This window comes from Bradyrhizobium sp. 134, assembly GCF_023074155.1.
Classification (GTDB): Bacteria; Pseudomonadota; Alphaproteobacteria; order Rhizobiales; family Xanthobacteraceae; genus Bradyrhizobium.
Genome location: NZ_JADPKX010000063.1, coordinates 1 through 16,227, shown reverse-complemented (window position 1 = coordinate 16,227; position 16,227 = coordinate 1). Strand labels below are relative to the sequence as shown.

Sequence of the window (16,227 nt, the reverse complement as noted above, 5' to 3'; positions counted from 1 at the left end):
GTAATCGATGTCGAAGCCCAGAGTTTTCGCCGTCGCGTAGAGATTGGCTCCATCGATGAAGAGCGCGATCTTGTCGGAAGAGGAAGGTGACATTCAGTTCACGCTTTCGGTGAAGCAGCGCGGATTGAGCTCGACGTATCGCGGGCGCCTGACGCGGAGTGGGCGGTCGCATTCTATATAGATAACCACCGCAGGTCGTCGAGGAGACGGATGCTTTAAGCTTCAACTATTTCCAAATGGTATCACGCCCAAGAAATATGACATTAGCCCCTGCGAGCGGAAAGCCATAAGCTTCGCCTCGTCCTCGGCGGACCATATTTGTCTGGATCCCGGAGCGCGCGGCATGATCGATTACTCCGAACGTTGACTTAATCCCCAGAAACCAACGCGCGAGCATAAATCGTGAGCGATGGAGCGGGCAACTAGGCTTTCGGCTTGATCTTGAGCGCCCGCGGCATCAGCCTTCGAATAGCTTCCGGCCGAGTTGGTGCGTGGCCTTGCTCTGCAATCGAATCATCAACCGCAGCCAGATCGGTCCGGCTGCAAGCGAGCGCCAACCAGCGTGCCCTTGCCAGTTGCGAGCGGGCACGAATGAACCTAGCCGCCAATCGCAGGGTGGTCGGTGCTGGGGTTTTGGGGTAAAAATTCCCATCGGCGGCGTGATGTTGCCCCAGTTTCACTGCGCCGCTGAGGCCCGCTCTAGCGCAAGCTGGGGCGGGCTTTTTACTTCGGGCAGGTTTCCCAATGGTGCTATGCGCCGTCGCAGCCTTGCTCCGGTCACCCACGGTCGTTAACGCTGAGCCCTAGAGGCCGCCTTGGGGAATACGGTGAGCAAGGTTCGCGAGTTCATAGACTTCTGGACCGAGAACAGCATCCACGCTGCCGAGCAGTACCGGACTGCCGGCGCGTCGCAGGACGTAGCGGAACTCACGCGACGGCTAGTCGAGGCTGCCAAGGGGCAGGACATTTCGGAAGCCGCCCTGCAGGCTGAGATCGGCCAAATCGCCGCATACATCGAAGAGCGGCTGAGGGCTGCGAACAGGGCTGAAAGCGAACGGCGGACATCCACTTAAGGCCGTCCAAAGCTCAGGGCGTGTCTCGCCACCTCCAGCAAGAAGATCTAGCATCTGACAGCAAAAGGCCCGCCGGTTCACACTGGCGGGCCTGTAGCACTCCTGGCGCTCTCATCCGCAATTGGATGGGCTGCCGGGAGCATTGGGGGCTGGAAAGCCAGCCGTGCCATGTTCGCTCTAAAGTGACAAGTGACTACCGGTAGTTGTACGGACTCCATTTTCGGAACGGAGTGTTCTACTGTGAGAACACCGGCGCTATTTAAGTACCCGTAATTTCGAGTTGACCGGGATGGCCGCAGTGAGGCTGGAACCACGCTGCGGCTTTTCCCATGAGCGCACCTGAGGAAACAAGGTTTTCGATGGGGATTTGTGAGCATCCAAATAATTATGGCGACTATATTGGAGCGCGAGCTGGCGGCGCGCGGCGTTCGATCATTGCGGCAATCCGATTGCATGGAGATCGTTGAAAACCTCCTCGTGCGCCTGAAGGAGCTAGATCAGGAATTAGCCGCGCGGAATAGCGACGAAGCTAGACGCTAACCACCCCTTGCCGGCGTAAGTGACCTCGGCGACTCGTCGCCTACCTCTTCCGGAAGAATCCGGCCAAATCCGCCAGTAAGCCGAAGCTGAACCGAAAGCCCGCTGGCGGTCGAGGTCGGTCGGCTTCCGAGGAAGCATTGCAGCGGGGGCAGGGGTCGCCGGCTGCGCCGCAGCCGCAGGCGTGCGGACCATCCCAAGAGCGGTCCGGGTGGGCTTCGCATACCCAACCGGTGTCTTCGCAGGCCGCGCAGTTCATTGGTCAACCTTCGGAGCGTCCGACCTCGGCCTCGGATGCACCCGTGCGTCGACCAGGACCTCGGTGCTGGCGTCCCGCAAGCTGTCGCGGTCAAGGATGCGCGTCAGCCTATCGATGGTGGTCGCCGCGTCGCGCTCTTTCGTCAGGTAGTCCGCAATCGCCATCATGGCGAGGTCGTAGCTCTGCTCGATCTGCTCGGCGGGGTTCAGGCGCGCCATCACAGGTCCTCCCTCAGGCCTTTAAAGGACGGATGCCGGACCTTGCCCTCGGCTTGCCTCGATACCGATCTTGCGGAAGCGCCAGGTCCAGTCGTGGCCGCGCCGGGTGAAGACCTTGATCGCCTCTCCGACGATGTGGATCTGGCCACGATAGCCGTCATATTTGATCTCGTGGATCCAGCGCTCGCCGCGAGGGACGCGATCGGCCTGCTCGGCAAGGACGGGCTCGATGAAACCCGGGAAGGGCGCCTTGGTCCCGATCTCCGTCCGCTTTCCGCGACGCAACGCCACTGACCAACTCCACGCAACACAGACGTGGATTCGAGTCCTTCGCGGCGGAATCGTTCCCGCAGAAATGGTTCCTAGCGCGCGAGCAGATCTTCGCCCCCGTCCAACAAGAGGTCGTTAGTGGTCTCACCTTCCTTGACCCTTTCGCACCGAGGTCCAGTTAGTCCAGATGCCGGCGAAGCAGGCGAGGGGGCGGGTTTCGTCGAGCGCAAACCAGACGTCGCCACCTTCGGCCTTGTTAAACTCGCTGAACGAGTTGAATGGCACCAGGCAGCGATGCTCGGGGCCAAGCCATCGCGCCCAGTGTTTGCTCTTCACGTTGCGGATGTTCGTCGTGCCGCCGTCCGGCTCCATCCGGAGCAATTCCTTGAAGTCGACTGTTTGGCCTTTGGCCTGCAGCTTTTCGGCGCGCTTCCTGGTGGCATCCATGAGCGCCTTAGACGATGACGGCATGCCCCATCGTGCGGTGGCGAGTTCGCGGCCGTTGGTGCCGTTCCGAACGATCGGCGCTTTGTAATCCGGAAAGACGCCAGGCATTGGGGCGAGGTTGCCGACATAGCGGTTGACGACGAAACAGCGCGCTGATCGCTGCCTGATTGGTGGTGATGCTGTAGAGGTTGCACATCGTCAGGACGCTTTCTTGCTGCGCCGGCCTGGCGCGGCTGGTTGCGGATCGGGCGTTGGGCGCAGCCCGATCAGGTCGGGTCTTCGTTTTCTACCGAGCTTTTGCTGGCAGGGACTGCAATAGAGAAAATTGCGCATGAGGGCGACCTGCCGGTCGCGCGGCTGCACGACCAGGGCGAGGTCGATCATCTCGGTGTGCTTGCAGTGTTCGCAACGTACCTCAAGGAGCGGAAAGCCTCCGGCAATGGCCGCCTTGATCGTTGGCGACGCGTGATCGAGCTCCCCAATGAATAGGGCTGTGTTCCAAGCCGCACAATCGAGAGCGAAGGCGGTGGCGCGCGCTGCGTCCGCGGCCGCATGTGCCGTGGCTGCCTGCTCAACGAGATTGGCGAAGGTAACTTCAGCCTTGTGGATCTCACGGGCGTAATATTTGCGGTCGCCGCCAGACATGGGTGGTGGCTTGATGATGCGGGCTGCGGACATGGCACGATGATCGCGCGAAACCGCTCCCGGGAGAAGCCGCTAGGGGTGGGGACAGAAGGTGCAGGGCCACCATCGCTTTGTCAACGCTATCGTTCGCCGGCCTATCACGTCCTGAAGAATATAAACCAGACGACCCCCATCAGTACGATGGCCAGCCCCAGACTTCCAAATAGGACTGCGAATATGCTGCGCCCGGGCTCGGCTTGTCTTGCCTCAGTGGCGGTTTCGACTATGCGCCCCTTCTCATGACGAACCATCTAGACATCTCCCGTTCTCAATTCTTCAGACCTACTCAGTCCTCGCGTGACGAGCCGGAGCGAGAAGGGCTGTTCTGCACTTCCGTGCGTGTTGCTTCCTTCGACGGCGAATTTTCGGACCTCTTTACCTGATCGACAGTCTGCGCGCGTTTTTTATCCGTCGGTTGTTCTTCGCCCCGGCCAGTCCTGGTGATTCCGTGATCGGAGTAAGCCATTCCTTGTTCCTGTCTCGTATTCAAGCAATACGCATTACGCGGGTGACCAACATTCCTGGGGCGACCAACTTCTAAGTCTTCGAGATAGATCGGCGTGAGCTGGGACTTGTCCCAATCACGAATGGATTTTCACGCACCGCCCTGGCACAATCCCGAGGTAAGTCGGCAGTTCCTGTCCGGTGCGTCCGGCCCTCCGTCTGGACATCGCTCCACTCCGGATGACCCAAGCCCATCTTCCCGGTGAAACCAAGCTATCCCGCAACCATCCTGACAGTCTTTACCGCGATCAGGATTTCAAACCCAAGCCGCGCTCACTCCACTATTCGGTCCAGGATCATGGTCGAGTGGAACCGTGCGAGGGCTGACGATGCCCACGAATTATCCTGACCGCGGTGTCACGCACCATCTGAACCGCTCCTACAGCTTTTATCTCAGGCTCCAGCTGCGCAGCGGCCTCGCTAAGCCCGCGCCGCGCCACCCGCAGCGTGCGGTTAGTTGGCGAATTGGAACGTCACAACCGCGGGCCGGTTGGATCTCCATGCCTCGCTATTTCTTCGACCACCATCATGCGGCAGGCATCGCTCTTGACGATGAAGGTATCGATCTAGCCGACGTTGCCGCCGCGAGGAGGCTGGCGATCAAATCATTAGGGCAGGTGATTTTGGACGCCGCAAGCTCTGGCGATTTGAACAGGGTGGCCATAGATGTCAGAGATGAGAAAGGCACGGTTCTACGCGCAAGCGCCGCGGTTGCGCTTGGAGAACTCTAGCCTTGGTGATGCGGCCTTAGAATGATCCCGCTGGGCCCGAAAGATCAGCCCAACCTTGCACACTACGAATCCGGCGCTCTCCGAACGAGACATCTACTTTGATCTGATGCGCAGAGCCGAGCCCAGCAACCAGAGCGGAATCCATTTGCGATGATAATCCCGAGGCCAACAAGGGCGCTAAGCACTCCGCAGCAAGAGGAGATGAGGCCAAGCCATTACGCTGTCGCTTCGACAACGAGCTCGGGGCGAGGGACTTGAACGTTTCCTGGACAAATGTCTTCTGATCTTGGTGGCTTCGGGACGATCCCGATCTATATCAAAGCGACGTCCACGCCCGGATGCCGAGAAAAACCTTCGAGCGTTGATGGCCGAGGCCGGCGCCTAACCAAGCATGCCTTTCAACCCCGCGTAGATGGAGCCGACCGCCGTCGCGGCGACCCCAGCCAGCGGGCCGACGGTTTGCATAAGGTCCTGGATCAAGCGAGCGCGGCGACGCAGCTGTTCCTCACCGACATGCTGCCCTAGCAGGCGGGCCACCCTGAAGGCGAAGGCGTTGGGCTTGCCTCCCCGGCTCAGCACGCGTGGCAGGACTTGGAAGATCACGACGCCCAGCATGTTGCCCGAAACGAAGGCGAGCAAAATACTCGCTCCATATTCAAACACCTCCCGCCACTCGATCCATACAGTTGGCAAGATCGGAACACGATCGTGGAATCCCGTGACGGTCAGCATCGCCAGGATACTGATGCTTGCTGCCAGGAACGCTAACAATAATGCTCCAAGCGCGGAAACACGGTGCAGCGGATAGGCCATCAATCCGAAAAGCAGCGGGAAGACGATCGAGGCAATTCTAAGGGGGATTGGTGAAAGGTTGAATGTGATGGTTACCAGAACATGGGTGACCATTAGGAGAACCGATGGAATGACGACGTAGAGAACGGCATGCGTTCCAAAATAGCGCAGCGGATTCCTGTGTCGCTCAAGCCGCACGTTGACCCGGTCAAGATCGCGCCGCAACTTGTCGAGGTCTGTAACGATCTCATCGATCTCGAGCAGAGTCGGCCGCACGACGCGCAGATCGCGCGAGCAATGCTTGCATGCGATGGCTTCATCCTTGATCGTTTCGGCGCAGAACGGACATTCCATCGTCAGTGCGGCTTCCTGCGTCGCATGATGGCCTCGACCTCGTCTCTTGCCAGGGTCAACTCATCACGCAACTGCTCCCGCTTGCGTAGGAGATCGTCCCGCTCCGCGACCAGCGTGGGGGGAACGGCGACGTCGCGCCCACAAGACGCGCAAACCAGCGCGCCATCCGCAATTTTAGAGTGGCAGTAAGGGCAGCTCACTTTGGTCCGACCTTCAAAGTGAAGATGGTCGTTCCCGGCCGACCATCACTGTCTTTGATGTCAACCCTCACAGTGTATTCGCCAGGTGGCAATTCGGCATCCTGCATATTGATACCATCGGGCTGGATAAACGGCTTTATCCGCGCGGTGAGATCGACGTTTGGGGTACGAAGAAAGAGCACCTTGACCGATTCCGGATCGATCTTTGCTCCACCATACGACTCGAACTTCAATACCAGTTGCAAGGGTGAGCTGACCGAGCCGCCGGGCGAGACGAACTCCACTTTGGGTCCGCGCATAATGCCGCGCCGGTCCGCCGCTACCGCTCCCTTCGGAGGCGGCAGCTTGGCTTCCTCGTCTGTAATCAATGGTGTCGCCTGCGATAGTGCAGAAAACGAGAGCCCAGCACTAACGAGCCCAAGAAGAAAATAGCTCTTCATTAGAAGTCCTGCCCTCCCTCACGAGCCATCAACGCACGCCACCATCGCCAATGATCGTGTACGGTGCCCAGAACAGTGGATGCGCATAGGTAAACTCGGCTTTGCCGTCACCGTTCAGGTAGCCCGGGCCATCCACAAGAGCCATCATGGCCTCGCGCAACGCTTCGCTTCGCGACAGCTTGGGATCGTCCGCTTGCCGCTTGAAGAGGTCGGTAACCAGTTGCCGCGCCGATTGCGAATGCACGGACCAGTTCGTGACCAGCAGCGCACGTGTGCCGGCGTAAAAAAAGGCGCGGCCAAGTCCCGACGCTGCCTCGGCTCCAGCGCCGGCACCTGCACCAGTATTGCAGGCTGAGAGAATAACCCAGTCGGCATCGAGTTTGAGGGTCAGAATTTCCTCCATGGTCAGGAGACCGTCACCGCCTTCGCCCGTCACCGTCGGTGACGATAAAGCCAGCGCAGGCTGCGTCAATCCGTTGAGCTCGCCGGGGACGAGACCGTGCGTGGCAAAGGCGAGAATTTTGAAGCCGGACAGGTTCATCGTCTTGACGGCGCTTTCAGTCGCCCTCTTACCGAGAAACAAAACTTTCGAGGGATCCGCCTGCAGGGCGAGCGCAATCGATCTCAATTCATCGGCGGTGTCGGGAAGCCGGGGCAGCAGACCGAGTTCGGCGCTATCGACCCCATCGAGTTTTGGACTATTACGCCGCTTCAGCGGCCCGCCGCGCATAACACTTCCGCTTGCGTCGGCAACTTGAACCTTGGCTTCAGCGTCTTCGGCCTCAGTTTGCTGATCCCTGTTGAAGTAAGGATCGCCGAACGCCACGAAGTCGCCGCGGCCGGGCTTGCCGGGGGGCAGCTGGCGCAGCGTACGCAGGGCCGCAGCCGACGGGACCGTCGACACGGCATGGGTTCGCGCCAGCCATGGAACATTGCGGTAGCCAGTGAACAGCGGATCCTCATCGTAAGCCACCGCCACGGGCGCCGTGGGCAGTAAGGACAGCGGCAATAGGCCCAGTGCGCCGTTGGTCACAACAATGAGGTTCTTGGCCGGCTTCCACCCGCTCTCGACCGGCTTGAGCAGCAGCTCGTACAGCTCGTAGCCGAGCGGGAGGTCAAAGGGCGGAATATCGGAGATCATTGCGGCCTGAGGCTCGAGGGCTTCGCGCAGCTTGCGAATCTTTGTCTCAATGTCCCCGATCTTCGCTTTGATGGCAGCGAATGCCACCGGTCCCGACTTCGGCACGGCCCAAACGAAGCTGCCGCTCTGACCAAAATAGAAGGACAGCATCGCCTCGTTGTCGCCGAGCGTCGCGCGGATCTCGGCGACGCTTGGGGGCCTGGGCGAGACGAGATCGGCGTAGGTTGGAAACTTATGCTTGATCTCCTGGCGTGCCTTGTCCCGCTCCGTGCGCAAGGCCGCGATCGACGCCTGGATCTGCTGAACGCTTTTTTCATCACGCTCCGTCGCGGAAAGTGCGAGCACATTGTTGAGCGTGCCCAATTGGGCGTTCCCCTGTTTGGTTAGGTCCTGCTCCTTGCGCACGAGCTCGGCCAGCGCAGGATCCTTTGCCGCCGCACGAGCACTGGACGCCGCAAGTGCCTGCTGCACCGACCGGCCGCGGACGGCATCGGCAAGACCGAAGGTCTCTTCGCCAATCCCGCCGGAACCGTCGGCACGGCCGAGCAGCAGCAGATAGCTCTCGACGATCGCCTGCAGCCGCTGGCTGCGCGCGGCCACGATACTCGTGTTCTCGTCATCCGCATTTTCGTTGGCACTCGCCATCAGGACCGGGATGGCTGCCTTGAATTCACGGATCGCGTCGGCATCGCGCCGCGCCCGCATCAAACCGACCCCCAGCGTACCGCGCGCCGAAGCGGTATCGAAATGGTTCTCGCCGACGCGGCCAATCTGCTTCTTCACCAACTGCTCGGCGGCGGCAATGCCTGCGTCCAATTGCCCGGCGCCGTAGAGCGACATGATGCGGGACGGGTTCAGCTCGAATGCCTGGCGGCGCTGCGGCTCCCAATTGGCGATCGCGTTGTCGATCTTGGCAAACATCTGGTTGGCTTCGGCGCCCTTACGCTGAAGCGTCAGAATGCCGGCGAGCTGTGATAGCAATTGCACGGTCGCCTGCGAGTCCTCGGGCACACCGACCGTCTTGTTGATCTCCAGCGCGACACGGCCCAGCTTCTCGGCTTCTTCGTAACGACCTTGATCGACCAGGATGCTCGCCAGCCCTATCACAAAGCGGGGGGTCACGGGATTGAACTTTCCGGTGTCCTTCAGGCGTGACAACAGCGCACGGCGCGCGTCGACCTCGGCTTCGGCGAGTCTTCCCTGCCTGGCTTTCATGCGGGCCTGATTCAACACCATGCCGTCGATTGCTTGCAGCAGAATGGTTTCCGCCGGCGGGTTGTCCGCCTCTAGAATCGCCTTCGTGCTCGACCGCTTGCGCAGCTCGGCGGTGCGATAGGCGGCCTCGGCCTCGGCAAACTGGCCGCGCGCCTCGAATATCTGGGCACGAGAGATCTCCAACTCACTTTCCCAGCTCTGACCAAACCTGGCGTAGGAGGACCGCCAATTGGGATGACCGCTGGTGCGCGCTTCCTGAATCGCAGTCAGGCTCCGGCGCAGATACGCTTCGGCCTGCGCCACGTCGCCCATCTGAATGAGAACGGATGCGATCCCACGGTTCGTGTTGAACTGCAAACCCTTGGCGCCCGGCATGCTGGCCGATTCACGCAAAAGCCTTTGCATAATCCCAAGCGAACGCTTCGGATCGCCCGCAAGGGAGTGCTGTAGCGACTGGAGCTGCATTATCCGCCCAAGCATGTTCGCGCTGACGAGACCGCGCCCCAAGTCCGCGGCCTTGTCCGCATCGGCGATGGACTCGGCGAGTCGGCCAAGCTGCGCGCGCGCATTGGCGCGATCGAAATAGAATTGTGCGAGGTCCTGGCGCGATTCCTTCCCCGTGGGCGCGGCGTCGGCATCCGACCTCAGCTCTCCAAGCATCTTCTCGTCGGGCTTTTCGCCGTCGAGGACTGCCGAGATGTCGGCGACGCTGCGCGGCGGTGCGACAAAGCCCTTCGGCAAAGCAGCCGCGGGATCCAACTTAGGCGCCACTTCTTTGGGAAGCTCGACCGCAACGTTCGCACGGCCGTTCGCGGCATTGAGAGCGGCCATTACGCAGGCCCTTACCTGAGGGGTCGCCTTGGCGCGGCAGGCTTCGAGATTGGCGCCGCCAGCAGCCCCGCCTCCGGCGCGCATGCAGGCCTGCACGATCGGCTTGCCGATGGTCATCCGGCAATTCTCGATCGCCGCCTCTTTGGTGAGCGCCAAGGCTGATCCGTTCGACCCGAGCAAAATGGCGAGGGCCAGCAGCTTCCCGGGCAGGGTGAAATCCAGATCGGTTTCACGCGGAATCATCGCGTCTAAGCTCATCTTGAAAAAACCTTCGGAAAATGACTTGTTATAACGAAATAATCTTATCCTTATGCCTCAGGAGAACAAGCGCTAAGCGTGCGGGTACCCCAAGATGCCTGAGAGGGTCAGCGGCTACCGCAGGCACCGGTTCCCAAGACTCCTGCGCCGGAGCGGTCTGCGCGCTCGCTCGCTGCGGGGCTCAATCTAATGCAACGCCAGCCGGCGCACGCCAGACTGAGCCGACGGACTTCAGTCCTGAGGGTCGTTCCCTTTCGGCTCTTGCAAGAATTTTGGCAAGTGTCCACGCGCTTCGCGATCACGCAGGGCGGGGCATTCGGACGGGTCGCGGCCGAGCTTGGCCTGCAGCTCGACAAGGTCGGTGAAGACGTCGGCCTGGCGGCGCAGCTCGTCGGCGATCATCGGCGGCTGGCTGGCGACGTGGAAATCACGGTGACCCGCACGCCGCGGCGCTGAACGGCCTCGACCAGGGAGGGAACTCGCCGTCACCCGAGAACAGCACCATCTGGTCGATGTGCTCGGCGAGCTCCATGGCTTCACGGCGAGCTCGATGTCCATATTGCCCTTGACCTTACGGCGGCCGGAGGCGTCGATGAACTCCTTGGTCCCCTTGGCGACGACGGTGTAGCCGTTGTAGTCGAGCCAGTCGATCAGCGGCCGGATCGAGGAGTACTCCTGATCATTCCATTAGGATGCCCAGATACTTCTTTCGCGCACATGCCAATCCTCCCCGTATTGACGAGCAAGGCCGGGTGCTATCTGACGACGACGCGGCTTGGCGCGAAGCGGGCAGGTTTGCGGCTGACATGTTCAAGGACATCAACGAGAAGCTTCGACATGGCGAACAGTGGTCGATAGAGGTGACGGACGAAGCCAAGAAGCCGATCTACTTCATCGGCATCAGCTCAAGGAAAATGAGGTAGGCCACCGCGCACATCGGAGTCGAGGAGGGCTGGCGGTTCACGGTGGCGGGCCTTTCTTCTGTTCCTACCCCCGCGCCACCGGGTGCTTGCCTGTTTGCGAGCCCTGTCGCCTAGCTTAAAGTTCGAAGTGGCCTAACTTGAAACACTCGAATAGGCTCAGGTCTTTCGTGACGACGATTGGGAGTTAAAATGCTCAAGATCGTAGCTATTGCGGCCCTCGGGGTATTGCCATTCTTGTTCAACGCTGGTGAGGCGAATGCCCAAGGAAAAATGGGCGCGTCGGGTAGTACCGTCAGGTGTCCAGATGGGACCTGCTCAAAGATGGGTACCGAACGAGCAAAGGATGCCAAATACTGCTCCGCAGCGAACTGCCGAAAGAAAGCGCCGAAATGAAAGGATAACGCCGCCTTAGTTGGCGGCCTCTTTCGCTGGCGGACCGGGTTGTTAGCAGCTGCAACGCCGCGCCGATCGTGCGGAACGTCGCGGCGTTGGTCGCAGGAGACGCCTCGTTGCACTCCTGCGACCTTCACTGCATGCTCCGGCGCTCTGATCCGCAATTGAATCGGCAGCCAAAAGCATTGGGGGCTGGAGACCGAGGCGTGCCATGTTCGCTGCCCCGTTTCATTCATGCGAACGGCGGATTCCGGCAGTTGTCCGGAGTCCATTTTCGGAACGGGGTGTTCTACTGTCGGAACACCGGCGAGATTTGAGTACTCACCAATTTCTGATTGTCCGGGAATGCCGCAGTGGGGCTGGAACCGCACTGCGGCTTTTCGTTACCGCGAAACGCAATTCCGCGTTGGACCGTACCGTGTTGGAGGTATCTCCTGACAGAGGGATTTTTGAGTATCCAAGCCCTTGTAGCGGCACTGTTGAAGCAAGAGCTAGCGGCGCGCGGTGTGCAATCATTGGGGCATTCCGATTGCATGGAGATCGTGGAAAATCTGCTCGGGCGCTTGAAGGATCTGGACCGAGAATTAGCCGCGCGCAGCGTGGAAACAACGCTAGCCCCTTCAGTTGATCCAAATAGCAGTTGCCCGCGTTAAAGTTTGGCGATGGCAAAGAAGCGCGATCAGGAACGCGAAGCTGAGGACGAGGCCCGGACTGACGAGGCCCGGAAGGTCGTCAAGGAACACCCCGACGACCAGCGAGAGCTACAGGACAAGCTCCGCCGCAAGCTCCAGTAAGGCCGCCTCAGTGGGCGGACTCTTTCACGCTGGCGGTTCTGCGATCTAATGGGTCGCAACTAGCGCCGCCATACTGAACGCGACTACGCACGCAACTGCCAAGGACCAGAGCGCTATGGCGATCTCTTTGGGCATCGTGGTGGCCTCCTAACGGACAGCCGCCTGGTCCTTACTGCCGGACGAGCTTAGAGCGCATACCGATCAGCATTGTATAGGCAAGCCGGCGCCAAATCAGGTTGATCAGAACTAGCATGTGGCATCCCCGTATTTGATGCGATCAGCTTCGACCTGCTATGTTTCAAGAAGATTTCGCCGGGGTGCGAAATGGCTTCGTGCCGAAGGGTGGGCGGGCAGCCCCGCCGGTTCACGCTGGCCGGCCGCTACTAGCGTTTTAGAAGCCCGTGGGCCGCCAATGTTTCCGCCACCGCCTTGGCGAGAACGTTGCACTGTTGATAGTCCCCGGCATCGCCAGCGGCTGATCCATCGAGTTCTGGACATGTGCCACCATCGAAGAACCACTTGGTGGTCCCCACAGCAGCTATCACCCGACATTTCGGACACTGCACCTGCATGCCCTAGATATGCCTCACGAAGCGATGATTCTCTAGCAGGGACATTGTCCTATCGGCGACCGCCTCAGTGGGCGGCCTCTTCATCTAAGCCTAATGGCGGAGAGACGGCCCCGGCTGGAGGGTCCTGGGATAGGTTAGGCCGGGGCCGCTCCGCCAGCTTGGGCGAGCCAGCGAGACAGCAAGCCGGGCAACGCGGCTAGGTTCCTACGGGAGCGCCAGCAGATCATGGCCCGGCGTCAACAGCCGCACGTAGGTCCCGCTCTCGTGCAGCTCGAGCCAGCCCTTTTCGACAGCGCACTTGATGCCAGCGCCGAACTCCGCGCCGCTTGCCTTGAGCGTGTAGAGGAAGGGGTAGTTGATCTTCTCGATGTGGATTCGGCCGTCCTGTACCGCCTCGATGCCCGAAGCGAGCTGAAGGAGCTGGCGGGCGGCAGCTTCCGGATTGGCAAAAGGGCGTTCGGTGACGTGCTTCATCGCTGGAATCAAAACCTCGACCCCATGCTTGGCCTGACTTGCCCGCGACTGTCATGCCAGTTCGGGACGATATGCACAGATCCTGCGGCGCCACATGCCGAGCTGACCAGGCGCAAACCGACGCGCGACCAGGGCTGATCCTGCGGGAGTGTATCGAGCCGCACGTCGACCCTGCGATCACAGCGGCCGTTCAGGCATTGGATGCTGCAGGTCATGTGGCCATCAGCCAACCATTCAGCAGGACTGGGGCGGATACTGGCCCGGCCCATTTCGTGTAAGTTGCGCTTTCCATGCTGATGTGGTGCCTGTTGCGCAATGAGATACATGGATGCTCTCGTAAGTGACCAAATGTCCAAATATTCGACCGCCGCAGCACTTGTTTTTCTAGCTTACCTTGCGCCGTGCTTTGCTCAATCTCCTCAGAAGGAAAAATCCTTGAGCTCGTCGTTCGGTGCCGGACCGAACGCTTTTATCGATCTGCTGGCGCTGATGTCCGGGCACTGCAAGACGCTGAAGGTCGACGGGCGCAGTTTCGGATGCAAGACGGTGGCTTACGCCCATGGCTACAAAGGGCGGGTGAATTTTGCGGTAGCCGTCGACGATCCCGACGATGAGAGCCACGTGGTGTCGTTCTCCGGCGAGAACGGCAAACGGGCCGACGACAATTCCTACCAGCTGCCGATTGATCGCATGCTGCTCAATTCCAAGGATCGGCCCAAAGTTGACGGACTGCCGATGCCGGCCGAGCTGTCATCAACCGGTACCTGCCGCCAGACCGGAAATTTTGCTGCGAGGAGGGTGACTGATATCACCTGCTCGGCCACCGACAGTGAGGGCCGCCGATACGAGCTGCTGTTCGTCTCGGACGGCACGCCGGTGAGCGTGCGCCGCATCAGGCAGTCGGCGCCATCGATCCAGGATCCGTTCAACTAGGACGAGGCGACGCGCCGCCATGGCTACCAAGTTAGCGCAACACGATTAGCCATCGCGGATTGGTGACGAGGACCAAGACACACAAGACATAGAGAACCCGCTGGCTGACAAGGCCGGCGGGCTTTTTCTAGAAGGAGTAACTACAGGGCTGTATCCCGACTCCGGCAGCAGCCGGCCGAACAACGCTGGCTAACAATGTGAACTCCGTCGTGCGTAAAGTTCCCAATTGCTTAACTGTTATAAAGAGTTCCGGCCTGCCTTCGATTGCGAGTGTGGCAAGCCAGCTACAGCAAAGCACCTACGAGCGAGTACTATTGAGAGGCAGGTGGGCGAACTAGCGACTCTTGAAACTGATTATCTCTGGGGAGACTCGAATGAAGAAATTTATTGTGGTTGCGGCCGGAACACTGACTCTCGGCCTATCGGCTCCGGCCAGTGCGGCGGATATGGCAGCGCGTCCCTACACCAAGGCGCCTCCGATGGTCGCCGCGATTTATGACTGGAGCGGCTTCTACATCGGCGCCAACGGCGGTTGGGGGTCAAGCCGAAACAGCTGGGATTCGGTTGCGCCATTCCTGGTGGGCCCGGAAGGCTCCCACGATGCGACTGGCGGGGTTGCGGGTGGTCAGGTTGGTTATCGCTGGCAGACTGGGACCTGGGTGTTCGGCCTCGAAGCGCAAGGCGACTGGGCCGACTTGCGAGGCAGCAACCTGAGCACCCTGTTCGGACCGGGCTTCCGCAACGATTCACGGATCAATGCGTTCGGTCTGTTCACGGGTCAGCTCGGCTGGGCCACCAACAACGTCCTGTTCTACGTCAAGGGCGGTGCTGCCGTGACCGATAATCGCAACCGGATCTATTCGACTGCGACTGGCGCTGTGCTTGCCACCACCGGCGATGACACCCGTTGGGGCGGTACCGTCGGGGTGGGCCTGGAATACGGCTTTGCCCCCGGCTGGTCGGCTGGTGTCGAATACGATCATTTGTTCATGCAGGATCGTACCCTCGCATTCGCGGGTCCGGGCGGACTAGCATTCGGTGCGGATCGCATCCGTCAGGACGTCGATCTCGTCACGGTTCGCGTGAACTACAAGTTCGGCGGCCCGAGCATTGGCCGGTACTGAGCAGCATCACTGAAAACAACAAGGGCCGGCTCTTTGAGCCGGTCTTTCTTTTTTTCGGGAGATTAGAATTACGATGCAGCAGGCGGCGCCGAACAGGTCCGGGCAAATGTCCGCTGCCTCGAAGGCGCCACGAACATGCCGCCGGGTCGCCCGCGCAGCAGCCGCGCCAGATTGGCCTTTCGCATCGAGAGCGGCAGATGGCGTAGATCTTCGCCGGCGAGCGCGAGCACGTCGAAGGCGTAGAGCTGCACGTCGTCGTCATGTCGGCGCGAGTGCAGCGCGTTGAAGTCGGACACGCCGGTTGACGCCGAGCACCACGGCCTCGCCGTCGATCACGAATTGCTGCTCGCGGTTCTTCAGCGCCGACTGGACGATTCAAGGGAAGCGATCGGTCCAGTTGTGGCCGTTCTTGGTCATCAGCCGCACGCTCTTGCCGTTACGCTCGACGCGCAGGCGATAGCCGTCGTATTTAATTTCGTGAATCCAGTCGGGGCCGGCAGGGACGGCTTTGACAAGCGTAGGCAGGCAGAACTCGAACGCGGTAGGCATGGCCAACAGATTAGGGTTGCGCCGCAGCTTTTGGTCTTCGGGCTATTTTTGCGGTCTGCGGCGTGGCCTTCCGTCGGGGTTCTTTATCAGCGGGCGCATGGCCTCGATGCTGGTGAAGCTGGTTTCAAAACCCTTCGTGGCAGCTGGTCCGGGCCGGCATCGTTGCAGACGGGGCAAGGTGCGCCGGCGCCGCCACAGCCGCATGCCTTCGGCCCGTCCCACGGGCGATCGTCATGGTTCTCGCAAACCCAGTGGGCGCCGTCGCAGCGGGAACATGCCACGTCTGATCCTCCGTCAATGCGTCGCCGGCTCTTCCTCGATCTCCTGCCCGTGCAGATGATCGAGCACCTGGCCGAGGTCGCGCATGTCCAGCATCTTGCCGCAGATCGTGCAGCGGATGAAGTGGTCGCTTTCGCTTTGCGGGGGCGGGCCGGCGCCGCCCGGCTTTCCTTCCTTGAACATCACGCGGCGCCCTGCAGCGGCAGCGCGAGCTGGACGTCGAAGCGCCGCG

General features: G+C 60.6%; 16 protein-coding genes and 3 pseudogenes. 6 read left to right on the top strand and 13 right to left on the bottom strand.

Translation table 11 applies throughout. The features are described 5' to 3' along the window. Positions 1-93, bottom strand: a pseudogene (locus IVA75_RS24865) (NYN domain-containing protein); the annotation flags it as partial. Positions 94-827: 734 nt separating this feature from the next. On the opposite strand from IVA75_RS24865, the gene IVA75_RS24860 reads away from it, so the two are divergent. Next, positions 828-1,073 carry a hypothetical protein gene (locus IVA75_RS24860; RefSeq protein ID WP_247290068.1) on the top strand — a complete coding sequence of 82 codons (246 nt, stop codon included), beginning with the start codon at positions 828-830 and terminating at the stop codon, positions 1,071-1,073. A gap of 792 nt (positions 1,074-1,865) precedes the next feature. Here the strand turns inward: IVA75_RS24860 and IVA75_RS24855 are convergent. The 4 genes and pseudogenes from IVA75_RS24855 to IVA75_RS24840 form a co-directional block, all read right to left on the bottom strand. Beyond that, entirely contained in the window at positions 1,866-2,087 is a 222-nt protein-coding gene (locus IVA75_RS24855) for a hypothetical protein (RefSeq protein ID WP_247290067.1), read from the bottom strand. A gap of 21 nt (positions 2,088-2,108) precedes the next feature. Next, positions 2,109-2,378 carry a hypothetical protein gene (locus tag IVA75_RS24850; protein WP_247290064.1) on the bottom strand — a complete coding sequence of 90 codons (270 nt, stop codon included), beginning with the start codon at positions 2,376-2,378 and terminating at the stop codon, positions 2,109-2,111. 107 nt (positions 2,379-2,485) lie between these two features. After that, positions 2,486-3,000: pseudogene (locus IVA75_RS24845) on the bottom strand (SOS response-associated peptidase); the annotation flags it as partial. 2 nt (positions 3,001-3,002) lie between these two features. Beyond that, positions 3,003-3,482 carry a hypothetical protein gene (locus IVA75_RS24840; RefSeq protein ID WP_247290062.1) on the bottom strand — a complete coding sequence of 160 codons (480 nt, stop codon included), beginning with the start codon at positions 3,480-3,482 and terminating at the stop codon, positions 3,003-3,005. Positions 3,483-4,321: 839 nt separating this feature from the next. Here IVA75_RS24840 and IVA75_RS24835 point away from each other — a divergent pair. Next, complete coding sequence (locus IVA75_RS24835; protein WP_247359506.1) at positions 4,322-4,723, top strand: hypothetical protein; 402 nt, start codon at positions 4,322-4,324, stop codon at positions 4,721-4,723. 381 nt (positions 4,724-5,104) lie between these two features. Here IVA75_RS24835 and IVA75_RS24830 read toward each other — a convergent pair whose 3' ends face one another. From IVA75_RS24830 to IVA75_RS24815, 4 genes and pseudogenes are all read right to left on the bottom strand, one after another. After that, positions 5,105-5,869 (bottom strand): hypothetical protein, encoded by a 765-nt coding sequence (locus IVA75_RS24830; protein WP_247290058.1) that lies wholly within the window; start codon positions 5,867-5,869, stop codon positions 5,105-5,107. Between the two features lie 196 nt (positions 5,870-6,065). Then, positions 6,066-6,509, bottom strand: coding sequence for a hypothetical protein (locus tag IVA75_RS24825; protein WP_247290056.1), 444 nt, complete (start codon positions 6,507-6,509; stop codon positions 6,066-6,068). 28 nt (positions 6,510-6,537) lie between these two features. Continuing rightward, positions 6,538-9,954 (bottom strand): CHAT domain-containing protein, encoded by a 3,417-nt coding sequence (locus tag IVA75_RS24820; protein ID WP_247290055.1) that lies wholly within the window; start codon positions 9,952-9,954, stop codon positions 6,538-6,540. A gap of 231 nt (positions 9,955-10,185) precedes the next feature. Continuing rightward, a pseudogene (locus tag IVA75_RS24815) lies at positions 10,186-10,635 on the bottom strand (NYN domain-containing protein); the annotation flags it as partial. An 11-nt stretch (positions 10,636-10,646) separates the two neighbouring features. On the opposite strand from IVA75_RS24815, the gene IVA75_RS24810 reads away from it, so the two are divergent. After that, positions 10,647-10,877 (top strand): hypothetical protein, encoded by a 231-nt coding sequence (locus IVA75_RS24810; protein WP_247290053.1) that lies wholly within the window; start codon positions 10,647-10,649, stop codon positions 10,875-10,877. Between the two features lie 1,055 nt (positions 10,878-11,932). Next, positions 11,933-12,064 (top strand): hypothetical protein, encoded by a 132-nt coding sequence (locus IVA75_RS40200; protein ID WP_256465259.1) that lies wholly within the window; start codon positions 11,933-11,935, stop codon positions 12,062-12,064. Positions 12,065-12,840: 776 nt separating this feature from the next. On the opposite strand, the gene IVA75_RS24805 is transcribed toward IVA75_RS40200, so the two are convergent. Next, positions 12,841-13,110: a hypothetical protein gene (locus tag IVA75_RS24805; protein ID WP_247290051.1), complete on the bottom strand. Its 270-nt coding sequence runs from the start codon at positions 13,108-13,110 to the stop codon at positions 12,841-12,843. Between the two features lie 348 nt (positions 13,111-13,458). On the opposite strand from IVA75_RS24805, the gene IVA75_RS24800 reads away from it, so the two are divergent. Together IVA75_RS24800 and IVA75_RS24795 are read left to right on the top strand one after the other, a co-directional pair. After that, complete coding sequence (locus IVA75_RS24800; RefSeq protein WP_247290049.1) at positions 13,459-14,043, top strand: hypothetical protein; 585 nt, start codon at positions 13,459-13,461, stop codon at positions 14,041-14,043. Positions 14,044-14,417: 374 nt separating this feature from the next. Beyond that, positions 14,418-15,167, top strand: coding sequence for an outer membrane beta-barrel protein (locus tag IVA75_RS24795; protein WP_247290048.1), 750 nt, complete (start codon positions 14,418-14,420; stop codon positions 15,165-15,167). A gap of 68 nt (positions 15,168-15,235) precedes the next feature. Here IVA75_RS24795 and IVA75_RS24790 read toward each other — a convergent pair whose 3' ends face one another. The 3 genes from IVA75_RS24790 to IVA75_RS24780 form a co-directional block, all read right to left on the bottom strand. Continuing rightward, positions 15,236-15,463 carry a hypothetical protein gene (locus IVA75_RS24790; RefSeq protein WP_247290047.1) on the bottom strand — a complete coding sequence of 76 codons (228 nt, stop codon included), beginning with the start codon at positions 15,461-15,463 and terminating at the stop codon, positions 15,236-15,238. Positions 15,464-15,542: 79 nt separating this feature from the next. Beyond that, on the bottom strand, positions 15,543-15,716 hold the full coding sequence (locus tag IVA75_RS24785; RefSeq protein ID WP_247290046.1) for a hypothetical protein: 174 nt from the start codon (positions 15,714-15,716) through the stop codon (positions 15,543-15,545). A 294-nt stretch (positions 15,717-16,010) separates the two neighbouring features. Beyond that, a partial coding sequence (locus tag IVA75_RS24780) for a hypothetical protein (RefSeq protein WP_247290045.1) occupies positions 16,011-16,227 on the bottom strand: 217 nt, incomplete at its 5' end.

What these genes read in the sequence shown, in the direction of transcription:
- IVA75_RS24825 (WP_247290056.1), bottom strand. Translation starts at nt 6,509, where the DNA reads ATGAAGAGCTATTTTCTTCTTGGGCTCGTTAGTGCTGGGCTCTCGTTT.
- IVA75_RS24785 (WP_247290046.1), bottom strand. Translation starts at nt 15,716, where the DNA reads ATGCCTACCGCGTTCGAGTTCTGCCTGCCTACGCTTGTCAAAGCCGTC.
- IVA75_RS40200 (WP_256465259.1), top strand. Translation starts at nt 11,933, where the DNA reads ATGGCAAAGAAGCGCGATCAGGAACGCGAAGCTGAGGACGAGGCCCGG.
- IVA75_RS24835 (WP_247359506.1), top strand. Translation starts at nt 4,322, where the DNA reads ATGCCCACGAATTATCCTGACCGCGGTGTCACGCACCATCTGAACCGC.
- IVA75_RS24805 (WP_247290051.1), bottom strand. Translation starts at nt 13,110, where the DNA reads ATGAAGCACGTCACCGAACGCCCTTTTGCCAATCCGGAAGCTGCCGCC.
- IVA75_RS24855 (WP_247290067.1), bottom strand. Translation starts at nt 2,087, where the DNA reads ATGGCGCGCCTGAACCCCGCCGAGCAGATCGAGCAGAGCTACGACCTC.
- IVA75_RS24820 (WP_247290055.1), bottom strand. Translation starts at nt 9,954, where the DNA reads ATGAGCTTAGACGCGATGATTCCGCGTGAAACCGATCTGGATTTCACC.
- IVA75_RS24830 (WP_247290058.1), bottom strand. Translation starts at nt 5,869, where the DNA reads ATGGAATGTCCGTTCTGCGCCGAAACGATCAAGGATGAAGCCATCGCA.
- IVA75_RS24810 (WP_247290053.1), top strand. Translation starts at nt 10,647, where the DNA reads ATGCCCAGATACTTCTTTCGCGCACATGCCAATCCTCCCCGTATTGAC.
- IVA75_RS24795 (WP_247290048.1), top strand. Translation starts at nt 14,418, where the DNA reads ATGAAGAAATTTATTGTGGTTGCGGCCGGAACACTGACTCTCGGCCTA.
- IVA75_RS24840 (WP_247290062.1), bottom strand. Translation starts at nt 3,482, where the DNA reads ATGTCCGCAGCCCGCATCATCAAGCCACCACCCATGTCTGGCGGCGAC.
- IVA75_RS24800 (WP_247290049.1), top strand. Translation starts at nt 13,459, where the DNA reads ATGTCCAAATATTCGACCGCCGCAGCACTTGTTTTTCTAGCTTACCTT.